Raw genomic sequence first — 21901 nt, 5'->3', positions numbered from 1 at the left:
CTCGGACAACGAACGCACGACCAATCTGAGGGGAATTGCGGGATCAGTTCAGGATATCGGAACCCCACGGCCACGGCGGCTCCGCGCCCAGCGCCGCGAGCGGAGCCCTCGCCTTGGTCGCGACCTCGGCGACCTCGGCCGCCGGCACCGAGCCCCACGTGATCCCGCCGCCCGCTCCGACCACGGCCTCGTCCCCCGCGATCACGATGCTGCGGATCACCATCGCGAGGTCGACCGCGCCGTCCACGCCCACGTAGCCGAAGCAGCCGGCGTACACCCCCCGGGGGCCGCTCTCCAGCTCGTGCAGCCGCGTCATCGCCGACAGCTTCGGCGCTCCGGTCATGCTGCCGGCGGGGAACGCGGCCGCGAGCAGCGCGCCGAGCGTGACGCCGTCCGCCAGGGTGCCGCTCACCGTGCTCACGAGCTGGTGCACGGCCGGGTAGCTCTCCACGACCCACAGCCCGTCGACGCGGATCGTGCCGGGCACGCACACGCGCGACAGGTCGTTGCGCATGAGATCGACGATCATCACGTTCTCCGCGCGCTCCTTCGGGTCGCCGGCGAGCTCGGCGGCGAGCGCGGCATCCGTGTCGGGGTCGGTGCTGCGCGGCCGGGTGCCCTTGATCGGCCGGGTGCGCACGACTCCGCCCGCCGCGTGGAGGAACTGCTCCGGACTGGCGCCCAGCAGCGCGCGCCCGCCGATGCGCACGAAGCCCCCGTGGTGCGCGGGGGTCGCCGACCGCAGCCTCCGGTACACCTCGACCGGGTCGTGCGTGCCCGGCACGGTGAAGCGCGTGGTGAGGCAGAGCTGATACGCGACGCCCGCGCGGATCAGGGCGCGGCACCGCTCGATGAGCTCGGCGTACTCCGCGGGGGTGTGCCGGGCCACGGTGGTCCCCGGTACCGGATCCGGCCGCGCGGGAGTGGGGTCGACCGCCGCGACGAGGAGCTCGTCCGCCCAGGGGTCGGCGTCGGGCCCGGCGGGGTCGAGCGCCCACAGGCGATGGCGCGCATGGTCCCAGGCGATCGCGTGGGTCACCCGCATCCAGCCGTCGGGCACCGGGTCGTCCGCGGACACCGGGGCACCGGCGGCCGCGGCACCGCCCTCGTACGTGCACCAGCCGACCCATCCGCCGAGGAACGGGGGGAGCCCGGGCTCGGAGACGCGGCCGTCCAGCCGCACATCGTCGGGTCTCGGCGACGGCACGCCGACCCCCAGCAGACTCCACCCCTCCGCGGCTCCGTCCCCCGCGTCCAGCCAGAACACGTCACCCGCCCTGGCGGCGAGCACGCGGAACAGCCGCTCGGGGTCCGCCCAGGTCGGCAGGGGTCGGGGGCTCAGGTGCGCGCGCACCTTCCCAGCCTAGGTGCGGCGACGCCCGATATTCTCAGGGGGTGGACGACCTCCTGCTCTGGCTCCTCGACACCGTGCAGTCGATCGATCCGGTCACGCGCACGCTGGTCGCCGGACTCGCGGTCATGCTGGAGACGAGCATCCTGATCGGGCTGATCGTCCCCGGCGACACGATCGTGATCATCGCCTCCATGGGGATCGCGACCCCCTGGGAGGGTGTGGCGATGGGCGTGACCGTCGTGGTCGGCGCCCTGATCGGCGAGAGCATCGGCTTCGGGCTCGGCCGGTGGCTCGGTCCCCACATCCGCTCGTCGTGGCTGGGGCGCCGCATCGGCGAGCAGAACTGGGTGCGCGCGGAGAACTACCTGGCCCGCCGCGGCGGCATCGCCATCTTCCTCTCCCGCTTCCTTCCGGTGCTGCACTCCCTGGTGCCGCTGACCGTCGGGATGAGCGAGTACCCGTACCGCCGCTTCCTGGCGTGGACGACGCCCGCCTGCATCATCTGGGCCACGGCCTACGTGAGCGTGACCTCGCTCGCGGCGGGAAGCTTCCGCGACCTCGTCGACCGGGTGCACTATGCGAGCTACATCTTCGTCGGCGCCATCGCACTCTTCCTGCTCCTGGCGTATCTGGGCAAGAAGCTGCTGCAGCGGCTGGAGGCGCGGCATCTGGAGGCGCCGGAGGCGGGCACGGACGCCGACGTGAAAGACTGAGGCAATGGCTTCCCCACCCCCGGCGCCCAGGATCCACTGGTTCGCACGGCTCGAGCACCGCCTCCACGTGTGGCGCGAGGGGCGAGCGCGCCGACGCGGCCGCAGCGCCACGATCCTCCCGTTCCCCGGCTACGGCGGTCCCGGGTGGGTGCGCGTGCTGGGGCGGGTGCTCATCGTGCCGCCGCAGCGCAGCAACCGGGACGGCGAGCCGGCGAGCATCCGCGGCTGGCGCAGCTTCGTCGGCATCCCGGTCGGGTTCGCGTCGGTCAGCGTGCACGTGGGCGACAGCACTCACCAGGTCGTCGCCGACCGCGGTGGTGTGATCGACGCCGTGATCCGCGCCGACCTGGAGCCCGGGTGGCAGACCTTCACGGTCACGGTCGAGGGGCAGGAGCCGATCGAGGCGCGGGCGTTCATCGTCGCGGCGGACACCCGGTTCGGGGTCGTGTCCGATGTGGACGACACGGTGATGGTCACGGCGCTCCCGCGCCCGTTCATCGCCTTCTGGAACTCCTTCGTCGTGGATGAGCACGCCCGCATCCCGGTCCCGGGCATGGCGGTGCTGCTGGACCAGCTCCTGCGCCAGCACCCCGGCGCGCCCATGGTGTACCTGTCCACGGGCGCCTGGAACGTCGCACCCACGCTCTCCCGGTTCCTCGGGCGGCACCTGTTCCCCGCAGGGTCGCTGCTGCTGACCGACTGGGGCCCGACGCACGACCGCTGGTTCCGCAGCGGCCGCGAGCACAAGCTCACGAACCTGCGCCGCCTGGCCACCGAGTTCCCCGAGGTGAAGTGGCTGCTGATCGGCGACGACGGCCAGCACGACGAGGCCATCTACACGCAGTTCCAGGAAGAGCACCCCGACTCCGTGGCCGGTGTGGCCATCCGGCGCCTCCTTCCCGCCGAGGCCGTGCTCGCCGGTGGGCGCGCCGAGATGGAGTCGCACGAGGCGGACGCCGCCCCGTGGGTCAGCGCCGAAGACGGTGCCGGTCTGCGCGACCAGCTCGGCGACGTGGGCATCCTGCACTGACATGGCCCTGTCGCGCGAGGAGTGGCTCCCGCGGGAGCAGGCGCATCGGGAGCGTGCCGACGCGCTGACCGCCGACCACCGTGCCCGCCTGTCCCGCGGCGAGAAGCACCCGGTGTGGGACTTCCTCCACACCTATTACGCCTACAAGCCCGCGCAGCTGCGGCGCTGGCACCCCGGTGCGGGGGTCGAGCTGCGTGACGCCGCCGAGCGTGCCGGGTGGCGCTGGTACTCCCCCGGCGCGACCCCCGACGCGGTGGTTCCCGATGCCGACCGGTACGCGGCCGAGAAGCCCGAGCTGGCCGCGCTGGTCGAGCGCATGCTGCGTCGCACGGCCTCGCGGCCCGGTCAGTTCGGCTGCTTCGGACTCCACGAGTGGGCGATGGTGTATCGCGCGGACGAGCACCGTCACCCCGTGCCGCTGCGCCTCGGGAAGGACGGCACCGATGCGGTCGTGGAGTCGCACGACCTGCGGTGCACCCACTTCGACGCGTTCCGGTTCTTCACCCCGGAGGCCGTGCCACGCAACCGGACGACGCTCAGCAGGGACGGGCAGCCCCAGGTCGAGCAGCCGGGGTGCCTGCACGCCGGCATGGACCTGTACCGCTGGGCCATGAAGCTCGGGCCGCTCGTGCCCGGTGAGCTGCTGCTCGACACCTATGAGCTGGCGAGGGACATCCGCCTGCTGGACATGCAGGCCGCTCCCTACGACCTGGCCGCCTGGGACGTGGAGCCCGTGCGCATCGAGACGCCGGAGGGCAAGGCCGAGTACGTGCGACGACAGCGCGGCTTCGCGGAGCGGGGGGCGGTGCTGCGCGCGGCTCTGCTCCGCGCCTGGCTCGGCTCGGACGCACGCGCCGTCGCCTGAGCCGTCGCTTCCGCCTCAGCCCGCCGGGGTGCAGGTGTCGCAGACTCCCCAGGTCGCGGTGGATCCCGCGAGCTGCATCCGCAGGGCCAGTACTCGCGTCGCGGCGTCCGCCAGCCGCTCCGCGGGCAGGGTGCCCGCGTCGACCGCCGCCGCGATGCCCGCGGCCATGCGTCCGGCGGTCTGCGCGTCGGAGCCGGCGACCATGAGCACCAGGTCGTTGCCCGCCGCGACCGCCGCCACCCCGTTCGCCACCGGATCGGCGTAGGCGGGGTCGCCCGACGACAGCAGCATCCCGAGGTCGTCCGTCACCGAGACACCGTCGAAGCCGAGCTCGTCACGGGCGAGCGTGTGCCACGTCGCGGACAGGGAGGCGGGCAGCGGGTCGACGGCGGTGTAGGCGAGATGCCCGTACATGAGGAGGGAGGCTCCCGCGTCGATGCCCGCGGCGAAGGGCACCGCGTCCGTCGTCTTCCACTCCTCCAGGCTCCGTCCGGTGGTCGGGATCGCGTGGTGCGAGTCGCCCGGAGCCGCACCGTGGCCGGGGAAGTGCTTGAGTGCGGAGGCGACGAACGGCTGCTGCGCCGAGGTGGCCGCCGCGACGCGCTCGGCCGCCCCGGACGGGTCGGTGCCGAGGGCCCGCCCGAAGATGAACGAGCCGCTGTCGGCGGTGACGTCTGCGACCGTGCCGAAGTTCACCGTGATGCCCGCACGGGCCACCAGTGCACCGCGGGCGGCGAACGCGGCCGACGTGTCGGCGACCGGGCGGTCCTTGAGGGTCGTCGAGGCGGGGAACACGTCCCCGTCGAGCCGGGAGACCAGGCCGCCCTCCTGGTCCACCGCGATCAGCGGAGGCAGCGTCGGGTCCACCGCGAGAGCATCCGTGAGCGCGTGCAGCTCGGCGTCGGTGCCGGGGATGTTCGCCCCCATCAGGATGAACCCGCCGAACCCGGCCTGCATGTAGGCGGCCAGCGCGGCCGGGTCGGTGCCGCCGATGTGTCCCATCACGATGGAGGCCGCCTGCTGCGCCACGGGCAGGTCGGCGACCGCGGCGGCGGCGCGTTCGCGGAGATACGCGGTGTCGGCGGCGTCCACCGTGGCGTCGGCGCTCCCGGCATCGTCGGTGGGCGCGGGAGTCTCCCCCGCGGTGGTCGCGGCAGCGGCAGGCGCGGGAGGGGCGGTCGACGTCGCTGCGGTCGATGTCGCAGCGGGCAGCGGCGGCGCGGCGGCGGGCGGCGCACAGAGGGCGAGCGCCAGCGCGGCGAGCACACCGACCGTGCGCCGTCGCGCGGGCCTCAGGGGCACGTCGGGGCCTCCGTCACGGTCAGCCCGCGAGGGCCTCGGCGATCGGGAGCGAGGAGTCCGCGTCGCCGTTGCCGAAGCGGATCGTGCGGCCGACGGTCGCCGGATTCTGCAGGACCTCGACGATGACGGCCGCGACGTCGGCGCGCGAGACCTCTCCTCGGCCTTCGGGGTCGATCTGGATGCGTCCGGTCGGCTCGTCGAACGTGAGACCGCCCGGTCCGAGGATCGTCCCGGCGAGGTTCGAGCCGCGGAGGTGCTCGTCGGCGGCCCACTTCGCGTCGGCGTACGCGAAGAACGGGTCGTCCTGCGGGACCCCGTGCTCCGCGGTGGAGCCGATCCACGACACCAGGACGTAGCGCTCGACCCCGGCGCGCTCGGCGGCGTCCATCGAGCGCTGCGCGGCGTCCCGATCGACCGCGTAGGTGCGCTTCGGGTCGCCGCCGCCCGCACCCGCCGACCACACCACGGCGTCGTGCCCGCGGATGATGTCGGCGAGGGCGTCGACGTCGAGCTGCTCGATATCGGCCACCACGGCGGTGGCCCCCGTCGCCTCCACGTCGGCGACGTGGTCGGGGTTGCGGATCACGCTGGTGACCTCGTCGCCGTGGGCGACGAGAAGGGGGGCGAGCAGGAGGGCGATGCGGCCATGGCCGCCGAAGACGAGGACGCGCGACATGCCTCCACCCTACGCGCCGGGTCCGACGTCAGCGCGGGGTCTGCGCGCTGTCGATCACGAACGCCTGCGGGTGGTCGGGCAGGTAGCGCACCACGACCGGGGCGCCACTCGGCAGGTACGCGTCGCGGTCGGGGTACACCGCCGGGGTGAAGAAGTTGCTCTCCAGCGTGTACTCCACACCCTCCGCCGTCGTGAAGGTGACCCAGTCCCCGTCGATCGTGGCGGTCGTCGGTCGCCCGTTGTCGTAGATGTACGCGCGCGTGACGGGCACGCCGGTCAGGCTCAGGATGCCGATCACGAGCGACCCGAGCATCACGAAGGCGAGCACCCGGAACACGATCCGCACGATCGTCCCGCCGATCCCGGCCCGCGGGCGGTTGTCGAGCGGCAGCAGCCCCTCCCGCTCGCGGATGGCCCGCAGCGACCCACCCGGTGTGGCTCCTCTGGCGGACACGGCGAAGAGCCCGAGGATCGAGAAGCCGGCGATGAACACCATGGCGTAGCCGTGCGACGCGGGGAAGTTGACGAGCCACATGAGGGTGTCGAGCGGGTTCATCGCGTCGCCTCCTTCTCGATCGTGACCGCCACCGTGTGCGGATCCTCCCGCCGGTAGTACGCCCAGATCGGCGCGCCCACCTGCAGCCGCGATACGGCCTGGGGATACACGAACACCGTGGTGTCGGCCTCCCAGGTCGCCGCCCCCTCCGGTGCCACCAGCACCTTGAGCGCGAGCTCGCTCTGCCCCTCCCTGCGGCGTCCGGTCGGGCGCACCTCGAGCACCGACGCGGGCACCGCGGTGCCCGTGGTCCTGGCTCGCACCTGGGCGGGGTCGATGAGCCCGCGGTCGATGCGCCACTGCAGCATCGCCTCTCGCACGGTCGGGTCGCTGAGGTCGGCGAGCTGCACCGTGTCGTGGTCGGTCGTGCTGTACCGCACCGGCACGGGCTGCCCGACCTGGAGTCCCGCGGAGTCGGAGGGGTCGATGAGCATCCGCAGCTGGCCGATGAAGTCGTCGCCCTCAGCGGGGCTCACGCGCAGGAAGAGGTCGTACTGCGGCACGTCGTTGATCGTGACGCCCGTGCGGGAGAGCTCGACGATCGTGCCGACGCCGATCCGGGTCTCGCCGCGGAGCTTCGTGCGGCGGCCGAACCCCGTCATCGTGCCGCCGAACGTGAGCAGCAGCCCCCAGGCGACGCCGATCAGGATCGGGCCCCCCAGCGTGTCCTCGCCCGCGAACGGGAGGATCGAGTGGCGCTGATCGACGCCGAACAGTCCCTCGCCCACCCAGATCGCCAGCCAGGCCGTGAGCAGGAGCCAGACGACCGTGAGGATGATGCGCAGCATGGTCTTCAGCGTATCGAGAAGCCCGGCCGCTCTGCGTCGGACGCGCCCTCAGCCGGTCGCGACGGGAACCGGTGTGGCGGCCAGCGCCCGCTGCACGCCCTTCGCGGCCGAGCGCCCCGCGCGGTTCGCGCCGATCGTGCTGGCCGAGGGACCGTATCCCACGAGTTGCACGCGAGGGTCGGCGACCGCGGTCGTGCCGCGGCCGCGGCGGTCGAGCTGGATGCCGCCCGACGCGCTGCGGAGGTGCAGCGGCGCGAGGTGTCCGATCGCCGGCCGGAACCCGGTGGCCCAGAGGATCACGTCGACCCGCTCGAACGAGCCGTCGGCCCAGCGCACGCCGTCGGGCTCGATGCGTGCGAACAGCGGCCGAGGGTCCGCATAGGCGCCGAGCCGCTCGGCTTCGCGCTCCTGCGGACGCAGCATCAGCCCGGTCACACTGACGACGCTCCGCGGTGGGAGCCCGGCCGCGACGCGCTGCTCGACGAGCGCGACCGCCGCGGCCCCTGCCTCGGGGGTGAAGTCGTCGCTGCGCCAGACGGGCGGTCGCCGCGTGACCCACAGCGTCTCGGTGATCGGGGCGAGGGCGCCGAGGAACTGCACCGCGGACGCGCCCGCGCCCACGACGAGCACTCGGCGGCCTCGGAAGTGCTCCGGTCCCGGGTAGTCGACCGTGTGCAGCTGCTCGCCGAGGAAGGTCTCCATGCCGGGCACGTGCGGCACGAACGGGTGGGTCCAGGTGCCGGTCGCGTTCACGAGCGTGCGGCTCGTCCACTCCCCCTCCGGTGCCTGCACCACGAGCAGCCCGTCGTGGTCGTCCACGCGACGCACGTGCACGGGGCGCAGAACGGGGAGGTCGTGTGCGCGCTCGTAGGCCGCGAAGTACTCCGGCACCGCCTGGTTGGCTCGACGTCGGTCGCGCGCGGGCGGGGTGTCGCCCGGCAGCTCGGCGACGCCGTGCACGTCGCTCATGGTCAGCGCGTCCCAGCGGTGCTGCCAGGCGCCGCCCGGTCGCTCGTCGGCGTCGAGCACCACGTGCGGGATCCCGAGCCGGGTCAGGTGGTACGACGCCGAGAGGCCGGCCTGCCCTGCACCGATCACCAGGCTGTCGAGAATGCTCACGCTGTCAGGAACGCCCGGAGAGCCGCGGTTGTTCCACCCCGGCGACGCGCCCGGGCTGCCCGCCCCGATTGGTGCCGGTGTCGCTTCGTGTAGTACGCTGTTCGAGTTGCTCCGGCAGATGAGGAGCGGCTTCTGGGCCTGTGGCGCAGCTGGTAGCGCACCTGCATGGCATGCAGGGGGTCAGGGGTTCGAGTCCCCTCAGGTCCACCAGAGAATCCCGCGAGAGATCGCGGGATTTCTTCGTTTCCGGTGAGGTTGCACGGGGCTAGCGCCGCAGCGCGCGAGCGTCAACCGTCTCGCGAAGCCCCCCGCGTCGACGTAGACAGGTCCCATCCGCCGACGAAAGGATGCCCCATGTCCAACCCGACTCCCCCGATCCCGCCCGTCCCGCCGTTCGCCGAGGGTGACGCGGAAGACGTGCCCACGCGCGAGGTCGACGGCGAACGCGTGCTCGACGAGGATGCCGACGACGCACAGATCGACAGCGCCGAGGCCGACCGCGCCGCCACGACGGCGGACGTCGACGGCGACGACGCCTGACCGCCGGACGAGAGAAGGGCACCGCCTCGACCGAGGTGGTGCCCTTCTCTCCGCGCTGCGGCGCTCACGTCGCCAGCAGCGGGGGGCGGTGCGGGATCGCGATCGGGCGCGTGGCCCGGCTCGCCCCCTGCATCCGCTCGACCTCTTCGAGAACCTCGAACGCGGTGCCGTAGCGGATCGCGAGCGGAAGGTCGCGCAGCCACGTCACCTCGACCTCGGTGTCGGCGAGCTCGTAGACGCAGGCGACGACGTGGCGCGGGTCGTTCTGGGGATAGCGCAGGTCGTTGATCACCCACTCGGACGGCGTGATGCGGTGGAGCACGAAACGGGGATCGGGGATGTCGGACATCTGGGGGCCCTCCAGGACTCTCTTATAAGGAGGGTGCGCCCTGCGGGCACGGAAGGGTAGGCCCTTGACACCTGACCGTCGAAGTGCAGGACTAGGTGTCGAGCCCGCCCGCGGAGGCCACCTGCGCCCGCCACCACGGAGTCTCGATGAACCCGCGCTTCATGAACACGAGCTCCATCGCGGCGTTCCATCCGCGCACGCCCTTGAGGTGCGCGATCGTCCCGGTGAGGAAGTCGTGCAGGGTCTCGGTGCTCGGCAGGATGATCTCGCAGTACAGCGAGTTCTCTTCCAGCGCCGCCGCGAGGAACCGCACGGACACGTGCTGCGCGAGCGTCTGTGCCACCGAGGCGATGCGCGACGGCTCGACCCGCAGCATCAGCAGCGTCTCCGCGCTCATGCCCAGCGCCGACGCGGGCACCATCGTCACGGTCGTGAGGCAGCCGGCGCTGCGCATCCGCTCGTACCGGCGCCGCACGCTGCTCTCGTTCATGTCGAGCGCATCGGCGATCGACTGGAACGACGCCCGTCCGTTGTAGCGCAGTTCCGCGACGATCGCCCGGTCGGCGTCGTCGAAGTGCGTCGGGTCGCACGTGTTCGGTGCCGGCATGTACGACTTCGGGTCGCTGGCGGCCTCGGCGTGCGAGTCGTACAGCTGACGCCCCCAGTCGAAGCTCACCTTGTACGTGTGCACGACGAGGTCGCTGCGCCAGCGCTCCACGCCGGGGATGGCCTGCAGATCCGTGAGCACGTGCGCGTAGGTCGCCGAGTCCCCCGGGATCACGACCTCCGCGAACACGTCGAACTTGCCGGTCACCAGGGTCACGAACCGCACGTACGGGGAGCCGATCAGCGCCTGCGCGACGCTCAGCTGCGACCCGGGGGTGCAGTTGATGCGCACGAAGAACGTCTCCACGTGCCCCTCGCTGCCCAGGGTCGGCACGATGCCCACGCTCACCACACCCTCGGCGAGCAGCTGCTGCCCGCGCCGGGTGACCGTCGAGACGGACGCGCCGGCGAACTCGGCGATCGACGTCCAGCTCGCGCGTCCGTCCTGCTGAAGTGCGACGACGATCCTCCGGTCGAGATCGCTCACTTCTCTCGTCAGTGGAACGCTCGTCATCGGGTCGGCGGGTACACCCGGTGCAGGAACGTGCGCACCGCTTCCGTCCACGCCTCTGCCTCCTCGATCTGCGGGGAGTGCCCCGACTTCTCGAACACCACCATCTCGGAGTCCGGGATGAGATCGGCGATCGTCTGGCTACACGATACTGGCGTGATCCAGTCGGTCCGGCCCACGGTGATGAGTGTCGGGACTGCGATCTCGGGCAGCCGCGGCTTCAGGTCGTAGTCCGGCAGGTTCACGGAGAAGGCGTAGTTGTGCGCCCGGTAGCGGTAGGGCGTCGCCTGCACCTTCCGCTCGACCGCCTCGGGGTCGTAGACGAAGTCGTACAGGGGCAGGATCTCCCGCCAGCAGTCCTTGAGGTCCTCGTCGTCGCGCACCTGCCCGAGGTCGATGCGGTCGAACTTCTCCATGTCGATGTCGACCCGGTCGGAGGCGAGGGCGTTCTCGCGCGCCAGGTGCGCGTTGGAGTTGTCCGGGGAGGTGTCGCGCAGCACGAGCGCGGCCACGCGGTCGGGGTAGCGCAGCGCGTACTCCATGGTCATGAAGCCGCCGTAGGAGCCGCCGGCCATGACGATCTTCTCCGCGCCGATCCACTCGCGCAGACCGTCGATGTCGGCCGCCCACTGCTCGTGGCTGTAGGTGCCGTTCCCCTCGCTCTGGCCGCTGCCCCTGGCGTCGAACACGACCACCCGGTACTCGTCGGCGAGCCGGCCGAAGCTCGCGCGCGGCTCGGCACGCGACCCCAGCCCCGGGGCTCCGTGGTGGGTGATGATGACGGGCGCGCCCTCGGGGCCGAGCACCTCGACGGCCAGGTGGTTGCCGTTGATCTCGACCCACTGGTGGTCGCTCGTGGCGGCGGCGAACTCCGGGGAGACGTCGGGGGTGGATGTCATGTCGTCCTCTTTCTTCAACAGGCGTTCAGAGCGCGATGGTGCACTCGTCGAGGCTGCGCGGATAGGTGGTCAGGGGTTCGGCGCCGTCGGCGGTCACGAGCATGCTGTCGCTGATGCGGTACCCGGCGTGCCCCGGCACGTAGATGCCCGGCTCGTTGGAGACGACCATGCCCGCCTCCAGGAGCGTGGCGTCGCCGTCCTCCAGCCACGGCGCCTCGTGCATGCCCAGACCGATGCCGTGCCCCTGGCGGTGCCGGATGAACTCGCCCAGCCCGGCGTCGCGGATCACGTCGAGGCACAGCCGGTTCGCCTCGCGGCACTCCAGGCCCGCGCGGATGGTCTCGCGGCCCACGCGCTGGGCGTCGCGGATCGTGTCGTGGTAGCGGCGCTGCTCGGCCGTGGGCTCCCCGAGCACGAACGTGCGCTCGCCCTCGATGAAGCGGCCGCCCACGGCGCAGCCGAGCGAGAGCATGAAGGTGTCCCCCGCCCGGAGCCGGTTGACCGACGGCAGCCCGTGCGGGAACGCGGAGTTCGCGCCGGAGTACACCAGACCGCCCGCGAGCAGCGAGGCCACGACCACGTTGCGGTGCTCGGCATACATGACACGGGTGCCGGCGGAGGTCACGTGCCGCTCCAGCTCGGCCTCGGTGGGCAGCTCTCCGCCCGCCGCGACGGCCTCGCGCACCAGTGCGACCCCGGCCTCCAGCATCAGGTCGGTGATGCGGGCGGCTTCGCGGTGCAGCACCACCTCCTCCGGGAACTTCACGTATCGGGTGCGGGTGAGCAGGTCGGACGGCACGAGCTCGGCGTGCGGCATCGCGGCGCGGGCGGCGGCCAGGCGCTGATACGGCATCGTGGTCGCGAAACCGACCCTGCCGCGCGGCGACACCGCGTCGGCGAGCACCTGGAACGGCGGGACGACCCCCGGGAACTCGAAGAACGCGACCAGCTCGGCGCGCGCGGACTGCGACTGCGCGTACTCGCGTTCCAGCTCGGGCAGCAGCATCACGACACGCCCTCCCGCCTCGACCCAGATCGCGACCGGCCGCTCGGACGGGTGGTGGAAGAAGCCGGTGAGGTACGCGATGTCCTCGGGGTGATCGGTCAGGAAGGCGTCGAAGCCCTCCTCCCCCATCCGCTCGCGGACACGCTGCTGCACGGTGTCGAAGAACTCCGGCGCGAGGCGCTGATCGAAGACGGTCATGCGGTGCTCCTAGCGGGACAGGTGGCGCGGGTTGCGCGCGTCGTTGTAGGCGATGGACAGGAGGGTGGCCGACAGCACCAGGATCAGGATCGCGATGGAGGGGAACAGCGTCAGCCACCACGCGCTCACCATGGCGCCCGCCTGCTGTGCCTCGTACAGGATGCGGCCCCACGACCACGTGGTCGGGTCGCCCAGTCCGAGGAACGCCAGCCCCGCGGCCGACAGCACCGCCCGCGACGCGGTCACCACGACCGAGACCACGACCACCGGGGTCACCGCGGGCAGCACGTGCCGCGTGATGATCCACAGCGGAGAGGTCGTCATCAGCCGGGACGCGTCGACGTACGGCAGCCCGACGACCGTGAGCGCCTGGGAGCGGACGAGTCGGGTGACCTCGGGCCACGAGAACGCCGCGACCACGAAGATGATCGTCGAGGTGCTCGGCCCCACGAGCGCCGCGATCAGGATCATCAGCGGCAGCACGGGCAGCGACAGGGTCATGTCGACGATCACGCTGATGATGCTGTCGAGCTTGCGGAAGTAGGCCCCGATCACCGCGATGATCGTGCCGAAGACGATCGCGATCACCGAGGCGGCCACGGCGACCAGCACGCTCTGCTGCGTGCCCCAGATGACCTCGGAGAACACGTCGCGGCCGAGCGCGTCGGTGCCGAACCAGTGGTCCCCGCTCGGCGGGCGCAGCACGTCGGGCCCGTAGCTCGCCGGGTACGGGGCGATCAGGGGCGCCGCGAGGGCGACGATCACGAGCAGGATCAGCAGGCCGAGCGAGATCATGCCGAGCGGGTCGCGGCGGAAGGCGCGCCAGGTGTGCGCGCTGGCCCGCTCGCTGCCGGCCGCGGTCGGTTCGCTGGGGACGAGGTTCTCGGTGGAGGGCAGCGGAGCGGTCATGCGGTCTTCACTCTCGGGTCCAGGTAGCCGTAGATGATGTCGGTGACCGTGTTGGCCACGACCACGGTGATGGCGAGCATGAGGAATGCGCCCTGCAGCACCGGGAAGTCGAGCTGCGTGACGGCCTCGTAGATGCCGCGGCCGATGCCCGGGTAGGCGAAGACGGTCTCGGTGAGCACCGCCCCGCCGACGAGGAACCCGAGCTGGAGCCCGATCAGCGTCGTGGTCGGCAGCAGCGCGTTGCGCAGCGCGTGCTTCCACAGGATGCGGCGGCCGCGGAGGCCGTTCGCCTTCGCGAGCAGGATGTAGTCCTCGCCGAGCGTCTCGATGAGGGTGGAGCGCATGGTCAGCACGTAGGAGCCGACCTGGATGAGCATGAGCGACACCGCCGGGAGCACGAGGTGCTGCGCGACGCTGAGGTACCACTCGAAGCCGTAGGTGTTGTTGGTGTAGGCGCCGCCGATGGGGAACCAGCCGAGGTTGAGCCCGAACACGAACAGCAGCAGGATCGCGACGCTCGGCACGAACAGAGACTGCCCGGTCACGCCGAGCACCTGCACGGCCCTGTCGATGAAGCGACCCCGGTGCGAGGCGGCCGCGACGCCGAGCGGCACCCCGATCAGGATCGTGAGGACGAGCGCGGTGATGGTCAGCAGCAGCGTCCACGGCAGCCGCTGCAGCAGCACGTCGGTCACCGGGATGGACTGCGTGAAGGAGATGCCGAGGTTGCCCTGCAGCAGCTGCCACATGTACAGGCCGTACTGCACGATCAGCGGCTGATCGAGGCCGTACTGCTCGAGGATGGTCGCCCGGATGTCCTCCGTCATGTTCGGACTCGCCAGCGCAAGGGCCGGATCGCCGGGCAGCAGACGCAGGAGCAGGAACGTCACGGTCACGGCGAACCAGATCGTGAGCAGACCTCGACCTGCGCGACGGAGAATGAACGATGCTCGGGACACCCGGGCGACCTTCCTCGAGAGTGGGGGTTTTCTTACTCGACCGGGTGCGCGCTCGCGAGCGAGAGCGGGTTCACGATCGACAGCAGTTCGCTCGGCTTGGAGATGAAGCCGGACCATTCGTCGCTCGCGGCGAAGAACAGGTTCTGCGTGTACATGATGTTGTCGTAGACCTGCTCGTGCACGATCTTGTTCGCCTTGCGCATGATCTCGATCTTGTCGTCCTCGTCGAACGTGACCATGCCCTCCTCGATCAGTGCGTTCAGCTCGGGGTCGTCGACGTGGGTGTAGTTGATCGCGCCGCCGGGCAGGTACGACAGGGCGAAGTTCGTCACCGGGTCGTCCATGATGGCGAAGTTGCCGGCGTAGATGTCGTAGTCGCCCTCGTTGGTCATGGAGAGGTAGGTGTTGCGCTCCGTGCCCTGCAGCTCGATCGTGATGCCGGCCTCGGCCGCGCTGTCCTTCACCATCTGCGCCCACTGGCTGGTCACGCTGTCCTGCAGCGAGTAGATCAGGCGGAACGAGACGGGGAACATGCCGTCGGCGTTCGCCGTGTACCCGGCGTCTTCCATGAGCTCGCGCGACTTCTCCGGGTCGAACTCGTACTCGGTGACGGAGTCGTCGTAGTACTTCGCGAGCACCGGCATCAGGGCGCTGGAACCCGTGGAGACGGCCTGCCCCTGCAGGACGACCGTGCGGATGGCCTCGTAGTCCACCGCGTGGGCGAGCGCCTGGCGCACCTCGGTCTTCGCGAGGTCGGGCTTCTCCATGTTGTAGACGAGGTGCGCGTAGCCGAGACCGGCGGCCTCGATCACCTGCAGTCCGTCGGTGCCCTTCAGCTGCTCGACCTGCGCGGGCGGGAGGGCATTGGCGATCACGTCGATCTCGCCGCTCTGCAGCGCCAGGATCTCGGTGTTCACGTCGGGGTACACGCGGTACACGACCTCGGCGGGTCCCGGGACGCCGCCGTCGACCAGCGGGTAGTCCTCCACGCGCTCGAGCGTGTAGTGCTGGCCGACCTGGAAGTCGGTCATGATGAACGGGCCCATGCCCACCCAGCCGCCGTCGCTGCCGTCGTTCGCGAACTCCGCGATCGATCCCTTCGGCTCGAACACGTGCTGCGGCACGACGACACCCCAGAAGCCGATCTCGTCGATGATCGACGAGTCGGGCTGCGTGAGCGTCAGCTCGACCCGGGTGTCGCTCACCGCGGTCGCGGTGTCGAGGTTGCCCAGCTGGCCGTAGAACGTGCCGGGCGCCTGGTCGCGCTTGACCGCGTTCAGCGTCCACGCGACGTCCTCCGCCGTGAGCGGCTCGCCGTCGCTCCAGGTCAGGTCGTCGCGGATCTCGTAGAACCCGGTGGTGTCGTCGACGTAGCCCCACTCGGTGGCGACGTGCGCCTCCTTGGTCCCGTCGTCGCTGATGCTCAGCAGGTGCGGGTACATCAGGTTGGTGACCCACGAGTCCGTGCGGCTGTTGCCGAGCACGGGGTTGAAGTTCACGACGTCGGTCGTCGTACCGATGCTGAGCGTCTCATCGCTCGGCCCGGTCGCGGCGGACGACTCCCCCGGCTCGGGTGCCGTGGGGGCGCACGCGGCGAGGCCGACGGCGAGGACCGCGGCCGCACCGAGTGCGAGGAACGTGTTGTGCTTCATCAGACCCAGACCTCCTCGAGGACGCGCATGGTGTTGCCGCCGACGACCGCGCGGATCTCGTCGTCGGAGTAGTCGTGCTTCACGAGCCAGCCGATGATGTTGTAGAAGGCCTCGGCGGGGTTCTCGATGCCGTCGACGTACGGCTGCTTCTCGTAGTCGACGTTGGCGTGCGCCTGACCCAGCGACAGGTTCGAGGAGAACGCGTCGTGCAGGCCCACGTGGTCGCCGAACAGCGTGTCGGGTCCGAAGCTCACGTGCTCCAGGCCGACCAGGTCGACGCAGTACTGGAAGTGGTCCATGACCGACTCCAGCGAGTGCTTCGGGTGCTGGGGCGAGATGGTGGTGTGCGGTGCGGCCTCGATGCCGATGACCCCGCCGCGCTTGGCGCACTCGATGATCGTCTCGTCCGTCTTCATGCGGTTCGTCGGCCACAGTCCGCGGGCGCCCGCGTGGGTGATGAAGACCGGCTTGGTGGAGTGGGCGATCACGTCGAGGCACGTCTGGTCACCCGAGTGCGAGATGTCGATCGCGATGCCGAGCTTGTTCATCCGCTCCACGGCGCGCTCGCCGAAGTAGGTGAGTCCGCCGTCGCCGCGCTCCTTGAGGCCGCCGCCGAGCATGTTCGCCTCGGAGTAGGCGATGCCCATCTGGCGGACGCCGAAGCCGTACAGCACATCGAGCCGGTCGACCTCGTTCTCGATCATGGTCGCGGCCTCGAGCGCGAAGATGTGCGCGACGCGGCCGGTCTCTGCGGCGTACCGGATGTCCTTGATCGACTCGGCCTTGATCACGAAGTCCTGGTGCGCGAGGTCGGCCATGCGCACGCCGAGGTCGAACAGCACGTCCTGGTACTTCCACCCGGCGTCGCTGGAGATGCAGCAGGTGCCGTCCATGCCGTTGTCGAACACCGCGGTCAGACCGGAGCGGGCGAGGCCCTGGTAGCCGGTGGGTTCGCGGCCCTGGCGGATGTGGTCGCGCAGCTCGCCCATGTCTTCGGGGAAGACCTGCACGTGCTCGTGCAGCGAGATCACGGTCTCTTCGCGGAGGAGGCGCTCGGTGCGCTCCTTCTGCGCGTCGCTGAGGCCGAGGTCGTACGCCGGCACGCGGCCGATCTGCTTGGCGTAGCGGAACTCGCGGTAGTCCTTGCCGGCTTCCAGGTAGTCGTACGCGGTGTAGCCGGTGTAGCGGTCTGCTTGTTCGAGCACGGATGCGCTCCTTCGGGTCGATACGGGAGTGGCCTCCCGTTCGTCGAGCGGGAGATTTCCTCGAATCTCGACGATTCCGGCGCGAAAGTCAACTGTTGTGATGATTTTCGGCCGAGATGTTTCCTGTTCGAAACAATTCAGCGCCAGGATGCTGGCATGATGTCATCCATGGAGAACACATCCGTCCCCGAGAACACCGTCGTCCTCGACGTCCGCGGCCTCACCGTGACCCTCGACGGCTCGCGCGGACCCCAGCGCGTGGTCGACGGCATCGACCTCACCGTGCACCGCGGCGAGGTGTTCGCGCTGCTCGGCGAGTCCGGCTCCGGCAAGTCGATGACGGCGCGCGCGATCATGGGCCTCATCGACAACGGCACCGTGGAGGCCGCGACCCTCTCCCTCGGCGACACCGACCTGCTCACCGTCACGCCGGAGCAGCATCGGCGCCTGCGCGGCGTCCGGGTGAGCCTCGTGATGCAGGACGCTCTCTCCGCACTCAACCCCGTGCTCAGCATCGGCGACCAGATCATCGACCTGATCCGCGCGCACACGCCCGTCGGTCGTCGCGAAGCCGAGGCGCGCGCCGTCGAACTGCTCACCCTGGTCGGCATCCCCAGCCCGGAGAAGCGGGTCCGGGACTACCCGCACCAGTTCTCCGGCGGACAGCGGCAGCGCATCCTGATCGCGATGGCGATCGCGCTCGACCCCGACCTGATCATCGCCGACGAGCCGACCACCGCCCTCGACGTCACGGTGCAGGCGCAGATCCTCGACCTGCTGCTGTCGCTGCGCGACCGCCTCGGCATGGGCGTCCTCCTGATCACCCACGACCTCGGCGTCGTGATGGAGGTCGCCGACCGGGTCGCCGTGATGCGCACCGGGCGCATCGTGGAGTCAGGTCCGGCGGACGACGTGCTCACCGCACCCCGGCATCCGTACACGCTGCAGCTGCTCGACTCGATGCCGCAGGACGTGAGCGCCGCGGCGGACGATGACGGCTCCGCGCCGATCCTGGAGGGACGAGGACTCGAGCGCACGTTCCGCTCCGGGAGCGGACGACGCGCACACCGCGTCACGGCCGTCGGCGGCGTCGACCTCTCCCTGCGCAGCGGCGAGATCCTCGCGATCGTCGGCGAGTCCGGCAGCGGCAAGTCCACCCTGGCGCGCATGCTCGTCGGCCTCGACTCCCCCGACGCCGGCACACTGCGCTACCGGGACCAGGACGTGACGCGGGGTCGGCTGCGCGACCGCAAGGTGCTGCGCCGCGGCGTGCAGATGGTGTTCCAAGACCCGTACATGTCGCTGAACCCGCGCATGACCGTGCAGCAGATCATCGCCGAGCCGCTCGCCGCCACCCGCACCGGCACCCCGGCGTCACGCCGCGAGCGGGTCTCCGAGCTGCTCGAACTGGTCGGCCTCGACCCCGACATGGCCTCGCGCTTCCCGCACCAGTTCTCCGGCGGACAGCGACAGCGGATCGGCATCGCCCGCGCCCTCGCGCTCGACCCCGATGTCCTGGTGTGCGACGAGCCGGTGTCGGCGCTCGACGTCTCCATCCGCGCGCAGATCATCGACCTGCTGTGCGAGCTGCGCGAGCGTCTGGGCATGTCGATCGTGTTCATCGCGCACGACCTGTCCCTCGTGCGGCACATCGCCGACCGCGTCGCCGTGATGTACCTCGGCGACATGGTCGAGGTCGGCGACACGGAGGAGGTCTACCGGCACCCCGCGCACCCGTACACGCAGGCGCTGCTGTCGGCCATCCCGCCGCAGACGCGCGCCGAGCGGGGCATGCTCCAGCGACGCACGCGGCTGTCGGCCTGAGCGCCGCAGCTCAGCCGGCGGGACGGACGGTCAGGTCGGTGAGGTGGGCGTCACGCGGAAGGTCGAGCGCCGTGAGGATCGTGGTCGCCACCGCGTCCGGGGTGATGAAGCGCGATGCGTCGTACTCCGCCCCTTCCTGTCGGTGCACCCGCTCCTGCATCGGCGTGGCCGTGCGGCCGGGGTAGATCGAGGTCACGCGCACGCCGTGCTCCGCCTCCTCCGCACGCAGCGCGTCGGCGAGGGCCCGCAGGCCGTGCTTCGATGCCGCATAGGCGGACCACTCCGGGTTCGCCCGGAGCCCGGCCCCGGAGTTGACGAACACCACGTGCCCGCGCGACACCCGCAGCACCGGCAGCAGCAGGCGCGTCAGCTCCGCGGGCGCGACCAGGTTGACGGCGAGCTGCTGCTCCCACAGGGCGGGTGTGAGCTCGCCCACGGCACCGAGGTCCACGACACCGGCGGCGTGCACGAGACCGTCGAGGCGGTCGGGCAGGCTCTGCTTCGACAGCGCCCACGAGAGCCGCCCCGGCTGCGCGAGGTCGCCCACGATCGCCGTGGCACCGGGGAGCTCGTCGGAGATCTGCCGCGCCCTCCCCGCGTCGCGCGCCAGCACGACCACGTGGTCGCCGCGCTCGAGGAGGCGACGGGCGAGGACGGCGCCGATACCGGAACCGGCGCCGGTCACCAGATGGGTGGCCACCTCAGCCCGCGTCTGCAGCGGTCTCGACGACGTCGAGCGGAATCACGGGGCAGTCCTTCCACAGGCGCTCGAGCCCGTAGTAGACGCGCTCCTCCTGGTGGAAGACGTGCACGATCAGGTCGCCGAAGTCGAGCAGCACCCACCGCGCCTCCGCGCGGCCCTCGCGGCGCACGCGCTTGTGGCCGGACTCGACCAGGCGGTCCTCGATCTCGTCGGCGATCGCGGCGACGTTGCGCTCGCTGTTGCCCGTGACGAGCAGGAAGATGTCGACGAGCGGAAGAGGCTCGGAGACGTTGAGCGCCACCAGGTCTTCCCCGCCCTTCGCGACGGCGGCTTCGGCGGCGATGCGCAGCATCTCTTCGGCGGTTTCAGGTGATTGCATCAGAACACATTCGTGGTGAAGGCGACGACCAGTGCCACACCCAGCGCGAGAGCGAGGCCACCGGCGACGATCGCCAGGATCAGCATCAGCCGATTGCCCTTCTCGGGCGCGGGCGGACGGATGACCTCGCCGGCGGGCTTGATGGTGCTGACAGCCGAGCTGGCAGCGATGGGGGTGGGCGAGGACGCCGGAGGCAGCTCCCCGTCGATGAGGACGGCGTCGACATCCTTGCCGTCGGCGGTGCCGTGTGCGTGGCCCTGCGAACCGATGCCCTTCGGCAGCTCGTAGGAACCCGTGATGAGGATCTCCCCCGTCGACGCGACGGGCCCGGACAGCGACCCCTCCCCGGGCGACGGCGTGAAGATCAGCGCGTTGGGCGAGCGGTGCGAGCCGCCCGAGTCGTTGGACGTGAGCAGCTCGTCGAAGGACGGCCGGAACGACGCGGGCTTCGCCGGCTCCTCGGCGGCCAGCACGCCCTCGCCGAACGCGGGGCTCACGGTGGGACGCTCGCCGTCGGCGACCTCGCCGCGGTCGTCGTCCTGATCGGCGAGCAGGTCGTCGCGCTCGTCCGTCGACCCGGGCTCAGCCTCGTCGGCCTCCGCGGCGTCGGGGACGCCGAGCAGCTCGGCCACGTCGACCGGTTCCGGTTCCGCCGGCTCGGCGAGCGGCACGCTCCCGGCGGACTCGACGGCGTCGGCGGCGCTCACCGGCTCGATCGACACCTCGTCGTCGACGTCGTCGTCGTCGTCGACCTCGTCGACCACCGGGGCCGATGGCGAGGAGAAGTCGGGGATGCCCGAGACGATCGACGAGTCGTCGTCCGACTCCTCTGCGCGGGGGGCGGCGTCGCGGTCGTCCTCGGTCGCCTCGGCTCCCACGACCGGCACGGATGCGGTCTTGATCTTCTCCTGCTCACGCGCCTGGCGACGGGTGAGCGGTGCGGCACCGAGGTCGACCGCGGAGTCGGCCACCGGGGCCGGCGCCACCGGGGCGGGCTCGGCCGCGCGGGGAAGCGGGGCCGCCGGCGGAGTCGCGTTCGCCGCCTCCGCAGCGGCCTCGGCCTGCTCCTCCGTGATGACCGGGGTGGATCCAGTCAACCGGATCTCCCGCAGCTGCTTCCGCGTGAGCGGACCTCGCTGATCCGATGTGCTCATTCCTTGCTCCGATACAGATGGTGCTTCGCGATGTACTGGACGACGCCGTCGGGGACGAGGTACCAGACCGGTTGATCGTCGCGGACTCGCTCTCGGCAGTCCGTCGACGAGATCGACAGCGCCGGCACCTCCAGCTGGCTGACGTCGTCGCTCGGGAGGCCGTCGATGCTCAGAACGTGTCCTGGGCGGGAGACCGCGACGAAGTGGGCCAGTTCCCACAGTTCATCATGGTCTCTCCAACTGAGAATTTGCGCCACGGCGTCGGCGCCGCTGATGAAGAACAGCTCCGCGTCGGGCCGCTGAGCCTTGAGATCGCGGAGCGTGTCGATCGTGTAGGTGGGGCCGGCGCGATCGATGTCGACCCGGCTCACCGTGAACCGGGGGTTCGACGCGGTCGCGATGACGGTCATGAGATAGCGGTGCTCACTGGGCGTGACCTCCGCCTTCTGCCACGGCCGTCCGGTGGGAACGAAGACCACCTCGTCGAGATCGAAGGAGTGCGCGACCTCGCTGGCGGCGACCAGGTGGCCGTGATGGATCGGGTCGAAGGTGCCGCCCATCACGCCGATGCGCGGTGCGCGCGTGGTCGCAGTGCTCATGAAAG

23 protein-coding genes and 1 tRNA gene are annotated in these 21901 nt (G+C 70.9%); 6 read left to right on the top strand and 18 right to left on the bottom strand.

The annotated features are described in order from the left end of the window. Positions 1-43: 43 nt before the first annotated feature. Complete coding sequence (locus tag ACWGQ1_RS04725; protein WP_452312455.1) at positions 44-1354, bottom strand: chorismate-binding protein; 1311 nt, start codon at positions 1352-1354, stop codon at positions 44-46. A gap of 41 nt (positions 1355-1395) precedes the next feature. On the opposite strand from ACWGQ1_RS04725, the gene ACWGQ1_RS04720 reads away from it, so the two are divergent. Genes ACWGQ1_RS04720 through ACWGQ1_RS04710 form a run of 3 tightly spaced genes read left to right on the top strand, consistent with a single transcriptional unit; the run spans position 1396 to position 3962 of the window. Further along, positions 1396-2067: a DedA family protein gene (locus tag ACWGQ1_RS04720; protein ID WP_136033589.1), complete on the top strand. Its 672-nt coding sequence runs from the start codon at positions 1396-1398 to the stop codon at positions 2065-2067. Positions 2068-2071: 4 nt separating this feature from the next. Continuing rightward, positions 2072-3097, top strand: coding sequence for an App1 family protein (locus tag ACWGQ1_RS04715; protein ID WP_136033591.1), 1026 nt, complete (start codon positions 2072-2074; stop codon positions 3095-3097). Between the two features lies 1 nt (position 3098). Beyond that, positions 3099-3962, top strand: coding sequence for a 3-methyladenine DNA glycosylase (locus ACWGQ1_RS04710; protein WP_136037315.1), 864 nt, complete (start codon positions 3099-3101; stop codon positions 3960-3962). 15 nt (positions 3963-3977) lie between these two features. Here the strand turns inward: ACWGQ1_RS04710 and ACWGQ1_RS04705 are convergent, their stop codons facing one another. Genes ACWGQ1_RS04705 through ACWGQ1_RS04685 form a run of 5 tightly spaced genes read right to left on the bottom strand, consistent with a single transcriptional unit; the run spans position 3978 to position 8403 of the window. After that, positions 3978-5264, bottom strand: coding sequence for a glycoside hydrolase family 3 N-terminal domain-containing protein (locus ACWGQ1_RS04705; protein ID WP_452312454.1), 1287 nt, complete (start codon positions 5262-5264; stop codon positions 3978-3980). Positions 5265-5283: 19 nt separating this feature from the next. After that, entirely contained in the window at positions 5284-5940 is a 657-nt protein-coding gene (locus ACWGQ1_RS04700) for an NAD(P)H-binding protein (protein ID WP_452312453.1), read from the bottom strand. A gap of 28 nt (positions 5941-5968) precedes the next feature. Beyond that, complete coding sequence (locus ACWGQ1_RS04695) at positions 5969-6496, bottom strand: hypothetical protein (protein ID WP_452312452.1); 528 nt, start codon at positions 6494-6496, stop codon at positions 5969-5971. Then, positions 6493-7284 carry a hypothetical protein gene (locus ACWGQ1_RS04690; RefSeq protein ID WP_136045772.1) on the bottom strand — a complete coding sequence of 264 codons (792 nt, stop codon included), beginning with the start codon at positions 7282-7284 and terminating at the stop codon, positions 6493-6495. The genes ACWGQ1_RS04695 and ACWGQ1_RS04690 overlap by 4 nt, the downstream gene beginning before the upstream one ends. 48 nt (positions 7285-7332) lie before the next feature. Continuing rightward, positions 7333-8403, bottom strand: coding sequence for an NAD(P)-binding domain-containing protein (locus ACWGQ1_RS04685; RefSeq protein ID WP_206251112.1), 1071 nt, complete (start codon positions 8401-8403; stop codon positions 7333-7335). A 134-nt stretch (positions 8404-8537) separates the two neighbouring features. Here ACWGQ1_RS04685 and ACWGQ1_RS04680 point away from each other — a divergent pair. Further along, a tRNA-Ala gene (locus ACWGQ1_RS04680) sits at positions 8538-8613 on the top strand. A gap of 144 nt (positions 8614-8757) precedes the next feature. Further along, positions 8758-8943, top strand: coding sequence for a hypothetical protein (locus ACWGQ1_RS04675; protein WP_136030696.1), 186 nt, complete (start codon positions 8758-8760; stop codon positions 8941-8943). Positions 8944-9007: 64 nt separating this feature from the next. Here the strand turns inward: ACWGQ1_RS04675 and ACWGQ1_RS04670 are convergent, their stop codons facing one another. From ACWGQ1_RS04670 to ACWGQ1_RS04635, 8 genes are all read right to left on the bottom strand, one after another. Further along, positions 9008-9292: a hypothetical protein gene (locus tag ACWGQ1_RS04670; protein WP_136030694.1), complete on the bottom strand. Its 285-nt coding sequence runs from the start codon at positions 9290-9292 to the stop codon at positions 9008-9010. A 91-nt stretch (positions 9293-9383) separates the two neighbouring features. Next, on the bottom strand, positions 9384-10385 hold the full coding sequence (locus tag ACWGQ1_RS04665; RefSeq protein WP_240744543.1) for an Lrp/AsnC family transcriptional regulator: 1002 nt from the start codon (positions 10383-10385) through the stop codon (positions 9384-9386). Positions 10386-10408: 23 nt separating this feature from the next. Then, positions 10409-11308, bottom strand: coding sequence for an alpha/beta fold hydrolase (locus ACWGQ1_RS04660; RefSeq protein WP_452312451.1), 900 nt, complete (start codon positions 11306-11308; stop codon positions 10409-10411). A gap of 25 nt (positions 11309-11333) precedes the next feature. Beyond that, positions 11334-12512 (bottom strand): M24 family metallopeptidase, encoded by a 1179-nt coding sequence (locus ACWGQ1_RS04655; protein WP_206251110.1) that lies wholly within the window; start codon positions 12510-12512, stop codon positions 11334-11336. A gap of 9 nt (positions 12513-12521) precedes the next feature. After that, positions 12522-13421, bottom strand: coding sequence for an ABC transporter permease (locus ACWGQ1_RS04650; RefSeq protein ID WP_136030686.1), 900 nt, complete (start codon positions 13419-13421; stop codon positions 12522-12524). After that, positions 13418-14380, bottom strand: coding sequence for an ABC transporter permease (locus tag ACWGQ1_RS04645; protein WP_136035917.1), 963 nt, complete (start codon positions 14378-14380; stop codon positions 13418-13420). The genes ACWGQ1_RS04650 and ACWGQ1_RS04645 overlap by 4 nt, the downstream gene beginning before the upstream one ends. Positions 14381-14412: 32 nt before the next feature. After that, a complete protein-coding gene (locus ACWGQ1_RS04640) occupies positions 14413-16032 on the bottom strand; it encodes an ABC transporter substrate-binding protein (RefSeq protein ID WP_136045768.1) in 1620 nt (539 codons plus the stop codon). Next, a complete protein-coding gene (locus ACWGQ1_RS04635; protein WP_136030679.1) occupies positions 16032-17237 on the bottom strand; it encodes a dipeptidase in 1206 nt (401 codons plus the stop codon). Before ACWGQ1_RS04635 ends, ACWGQ1_RS04640 begins: the two co-directional genes overlap by 1 nt. Positions 17238-17393: 156 nt before the next feature. On the opposite strand from ACWGQ1_RS04635, the gene ACWGQ1_RS04630 reads away from it, so the two are divergent. Then, positions 17394-19061, top strand: a complete 1668-nt coding sequence (locus ACWGQ1_RS04630; RefSeq protein ID WP_205828244.1) for a dipeptide ABC transporter ATP-binding protein — start codon at positions 17394-17396, stop codon at positions 19059-19061. A 10-nt stretch (positions 19062-19071) separates the two neighbouring features. Here ACWGQ1_RS04630 and ACWGQ1_RS04625 read toward each other — a convergent pair whose 3' ends face one another. From ACWGQ1_RS04625 to nadD, 4 genes are read right to left on the bottom strand one after another with little or no spacing between them, the layout of a single operon-like run. Then, positions 19072-19761 carry an SDR family oxidoreductase gene (locus ACWGQ1_RS04625; RefSeq protein ID WP_136030677.1) on the bottom strand — a complete coding sequence of 230 codons (690 nt, stop codon included), beginning with the start codon at positions 19759-19761 and terminating at the stop codon, positions 19072-19074. 1 nt (position 19762) lies between these two features. After that, the gene (rsfS, locus tag ACWGQ1_RS04620; protein ID WP_136030675.1) at positions 19763-20143 is read right to left on the bottom strand and encodes a ribosome silencing factor; all 381 of its coding nucleotides are present in this window, start codon (positions 20141-20143) and stop codon (positions 19763-19765) included. Further along, positions 20143-21297, bottom strand: a complete 1155-nt coding sequence (locus tag ACWGQ1_RS04615) for a hypothetical protein (protein ID WP_452312450.1) — start codon at positions 21295-21297, stop codon at positions 20143-20145. The genes rsfS and ACWGQ1_RS04615 overlap by 1 nt, the downstream gene beginning before the upstream one ends. Further along, complete coding sequence (gene nadD, locus ACWGQ1_RS04610; RefSeq protein ID WP_136035386.1) at positions 21294-21896, bottom strand: nicotinate-nucleotide adenylyltransferase; 603 nt, start codon at positions 21894-21896, stop codon at positions 21294-21296. Before nadD ends, ACWGQ1_RS04615 begins: the two co-directional genes overlap by 4 nt. Between the last annotated feature and the right edge of the window lie 5 nt (positions 21897-21901).

It is taken from the genome of Microbacterium sp. NPDC055599 (genome assembly GCF_053618975.1).
The sequence above is the reverse complement of the archived record's forward strand: the minus strand, read 5'-3'. Positions and strand labels throughout refer to the sequence as shown.

Coding starts and splice junctions, on each gene's coding strand:
- ACWGQ1_RS04715 (WP_136033591.1), top strand. CDS start 2,072: ATGGCTTCCCCACCCCCGGCGCCCAGGATCCACTGGTTCGCACGGCTC.
- ACWGQ1_RS04710 (WP_136037315.1), top strand. CDS start 3,099: ATGGCCCTGTCGCGCGAGGAGTGGCTCCCGCGGGAGCAGGCGCATCGG.
- ACWGQ1_RS04700 (WP_452312453.1), bottom strand. CDS start 5,940: ATGTCGCGCGTCCTCGTCTTCGGCGGCCATGGCCGCATCGCCCTCCTG.
- ACWGQ1_RS04695 (WP_452312452.1), bottom strand. CDS start 6,496: ATGAACCCGCTCGACACCCTCATGTGGCTCGTCAACTTCCCCGCGTCG.
- ACWGQ1_RS04690 (WP_136045772.1), bottom strand. CDS start 7,284: ATGCTGCGCATCATCCTCACGGTCGTCTGGCTCCTGCTCACGGCCTGG.
- ACWGQ1_RS04675 (WP_136030696.1), top strand. CDS start 8,758: ATGTCCAACCCGACTCCCCCGATCCCGCCCGTCCCGCCGTTCGCCGAG.
- ACWGQ1_RS04670 (WP_136030694.1), bottom strand. CDS start 9,292: ATGTCCGACATCCCCGATCCCCGTTTCGTGCTCCACCGCATCACGCCG.
- ACWGQ1_RS04660 (WP_452312451.1), bottom strand. CDS start 11,308: ATGACATCCACCCCCGACGTCTCCCCGGAGTTCGCCGCCGCCACGAGC.
- ACWGQ1_RS04655 (WP_206251110.1), bottom strand. CDS start 12,512: ATGACCGTCTTCGATCAGCGCCTCGCGCCGGAGTTCTTCGACACCGTG.
- ACWGQ1_RS04650 (WP_136030686.1), bottom strand. CDS start 13,421: ATGACCGCTCCGCTGCCCTCCACCGAGAACCTCGTCCCCAGCGAACCG.
- ACWGQ1_RS04640 (WP_136045768.1), bottom strand. CDS start 16,032: ATGAAGCACAACACGTTCCTCGCACTCGGTGCGGCCGCGGTCCTCGCC.
- ACWGQ1_RS04630 (WP_205828244.1), top strand. CDS start 17,394: ATGATGTCATCCATGGAGAACACATCCGTCCCCGAGAACACCGTCGTC.
- rsfS (WP_136030675.1), bottom strand. CDS start 20,143: ATGCAATCACCTGAAACCGCCGAAGAGATGCTGCGCATCGCCGCCGAA.
- ACWGQ1_RS04615 (WP_452312450.1), bottom strand. CDS start 21,297: ATGAGCACATCGGATCAGCGAGGTCCGCTCACGCGGAAGCAGCTGCGG.
- nadD (WP_136035386.1), bottom strand. CDS start 21,896: ATGAGCACTGCGACCACGCGCGCACCGCGCATCGGCGTGATGGGCGGC.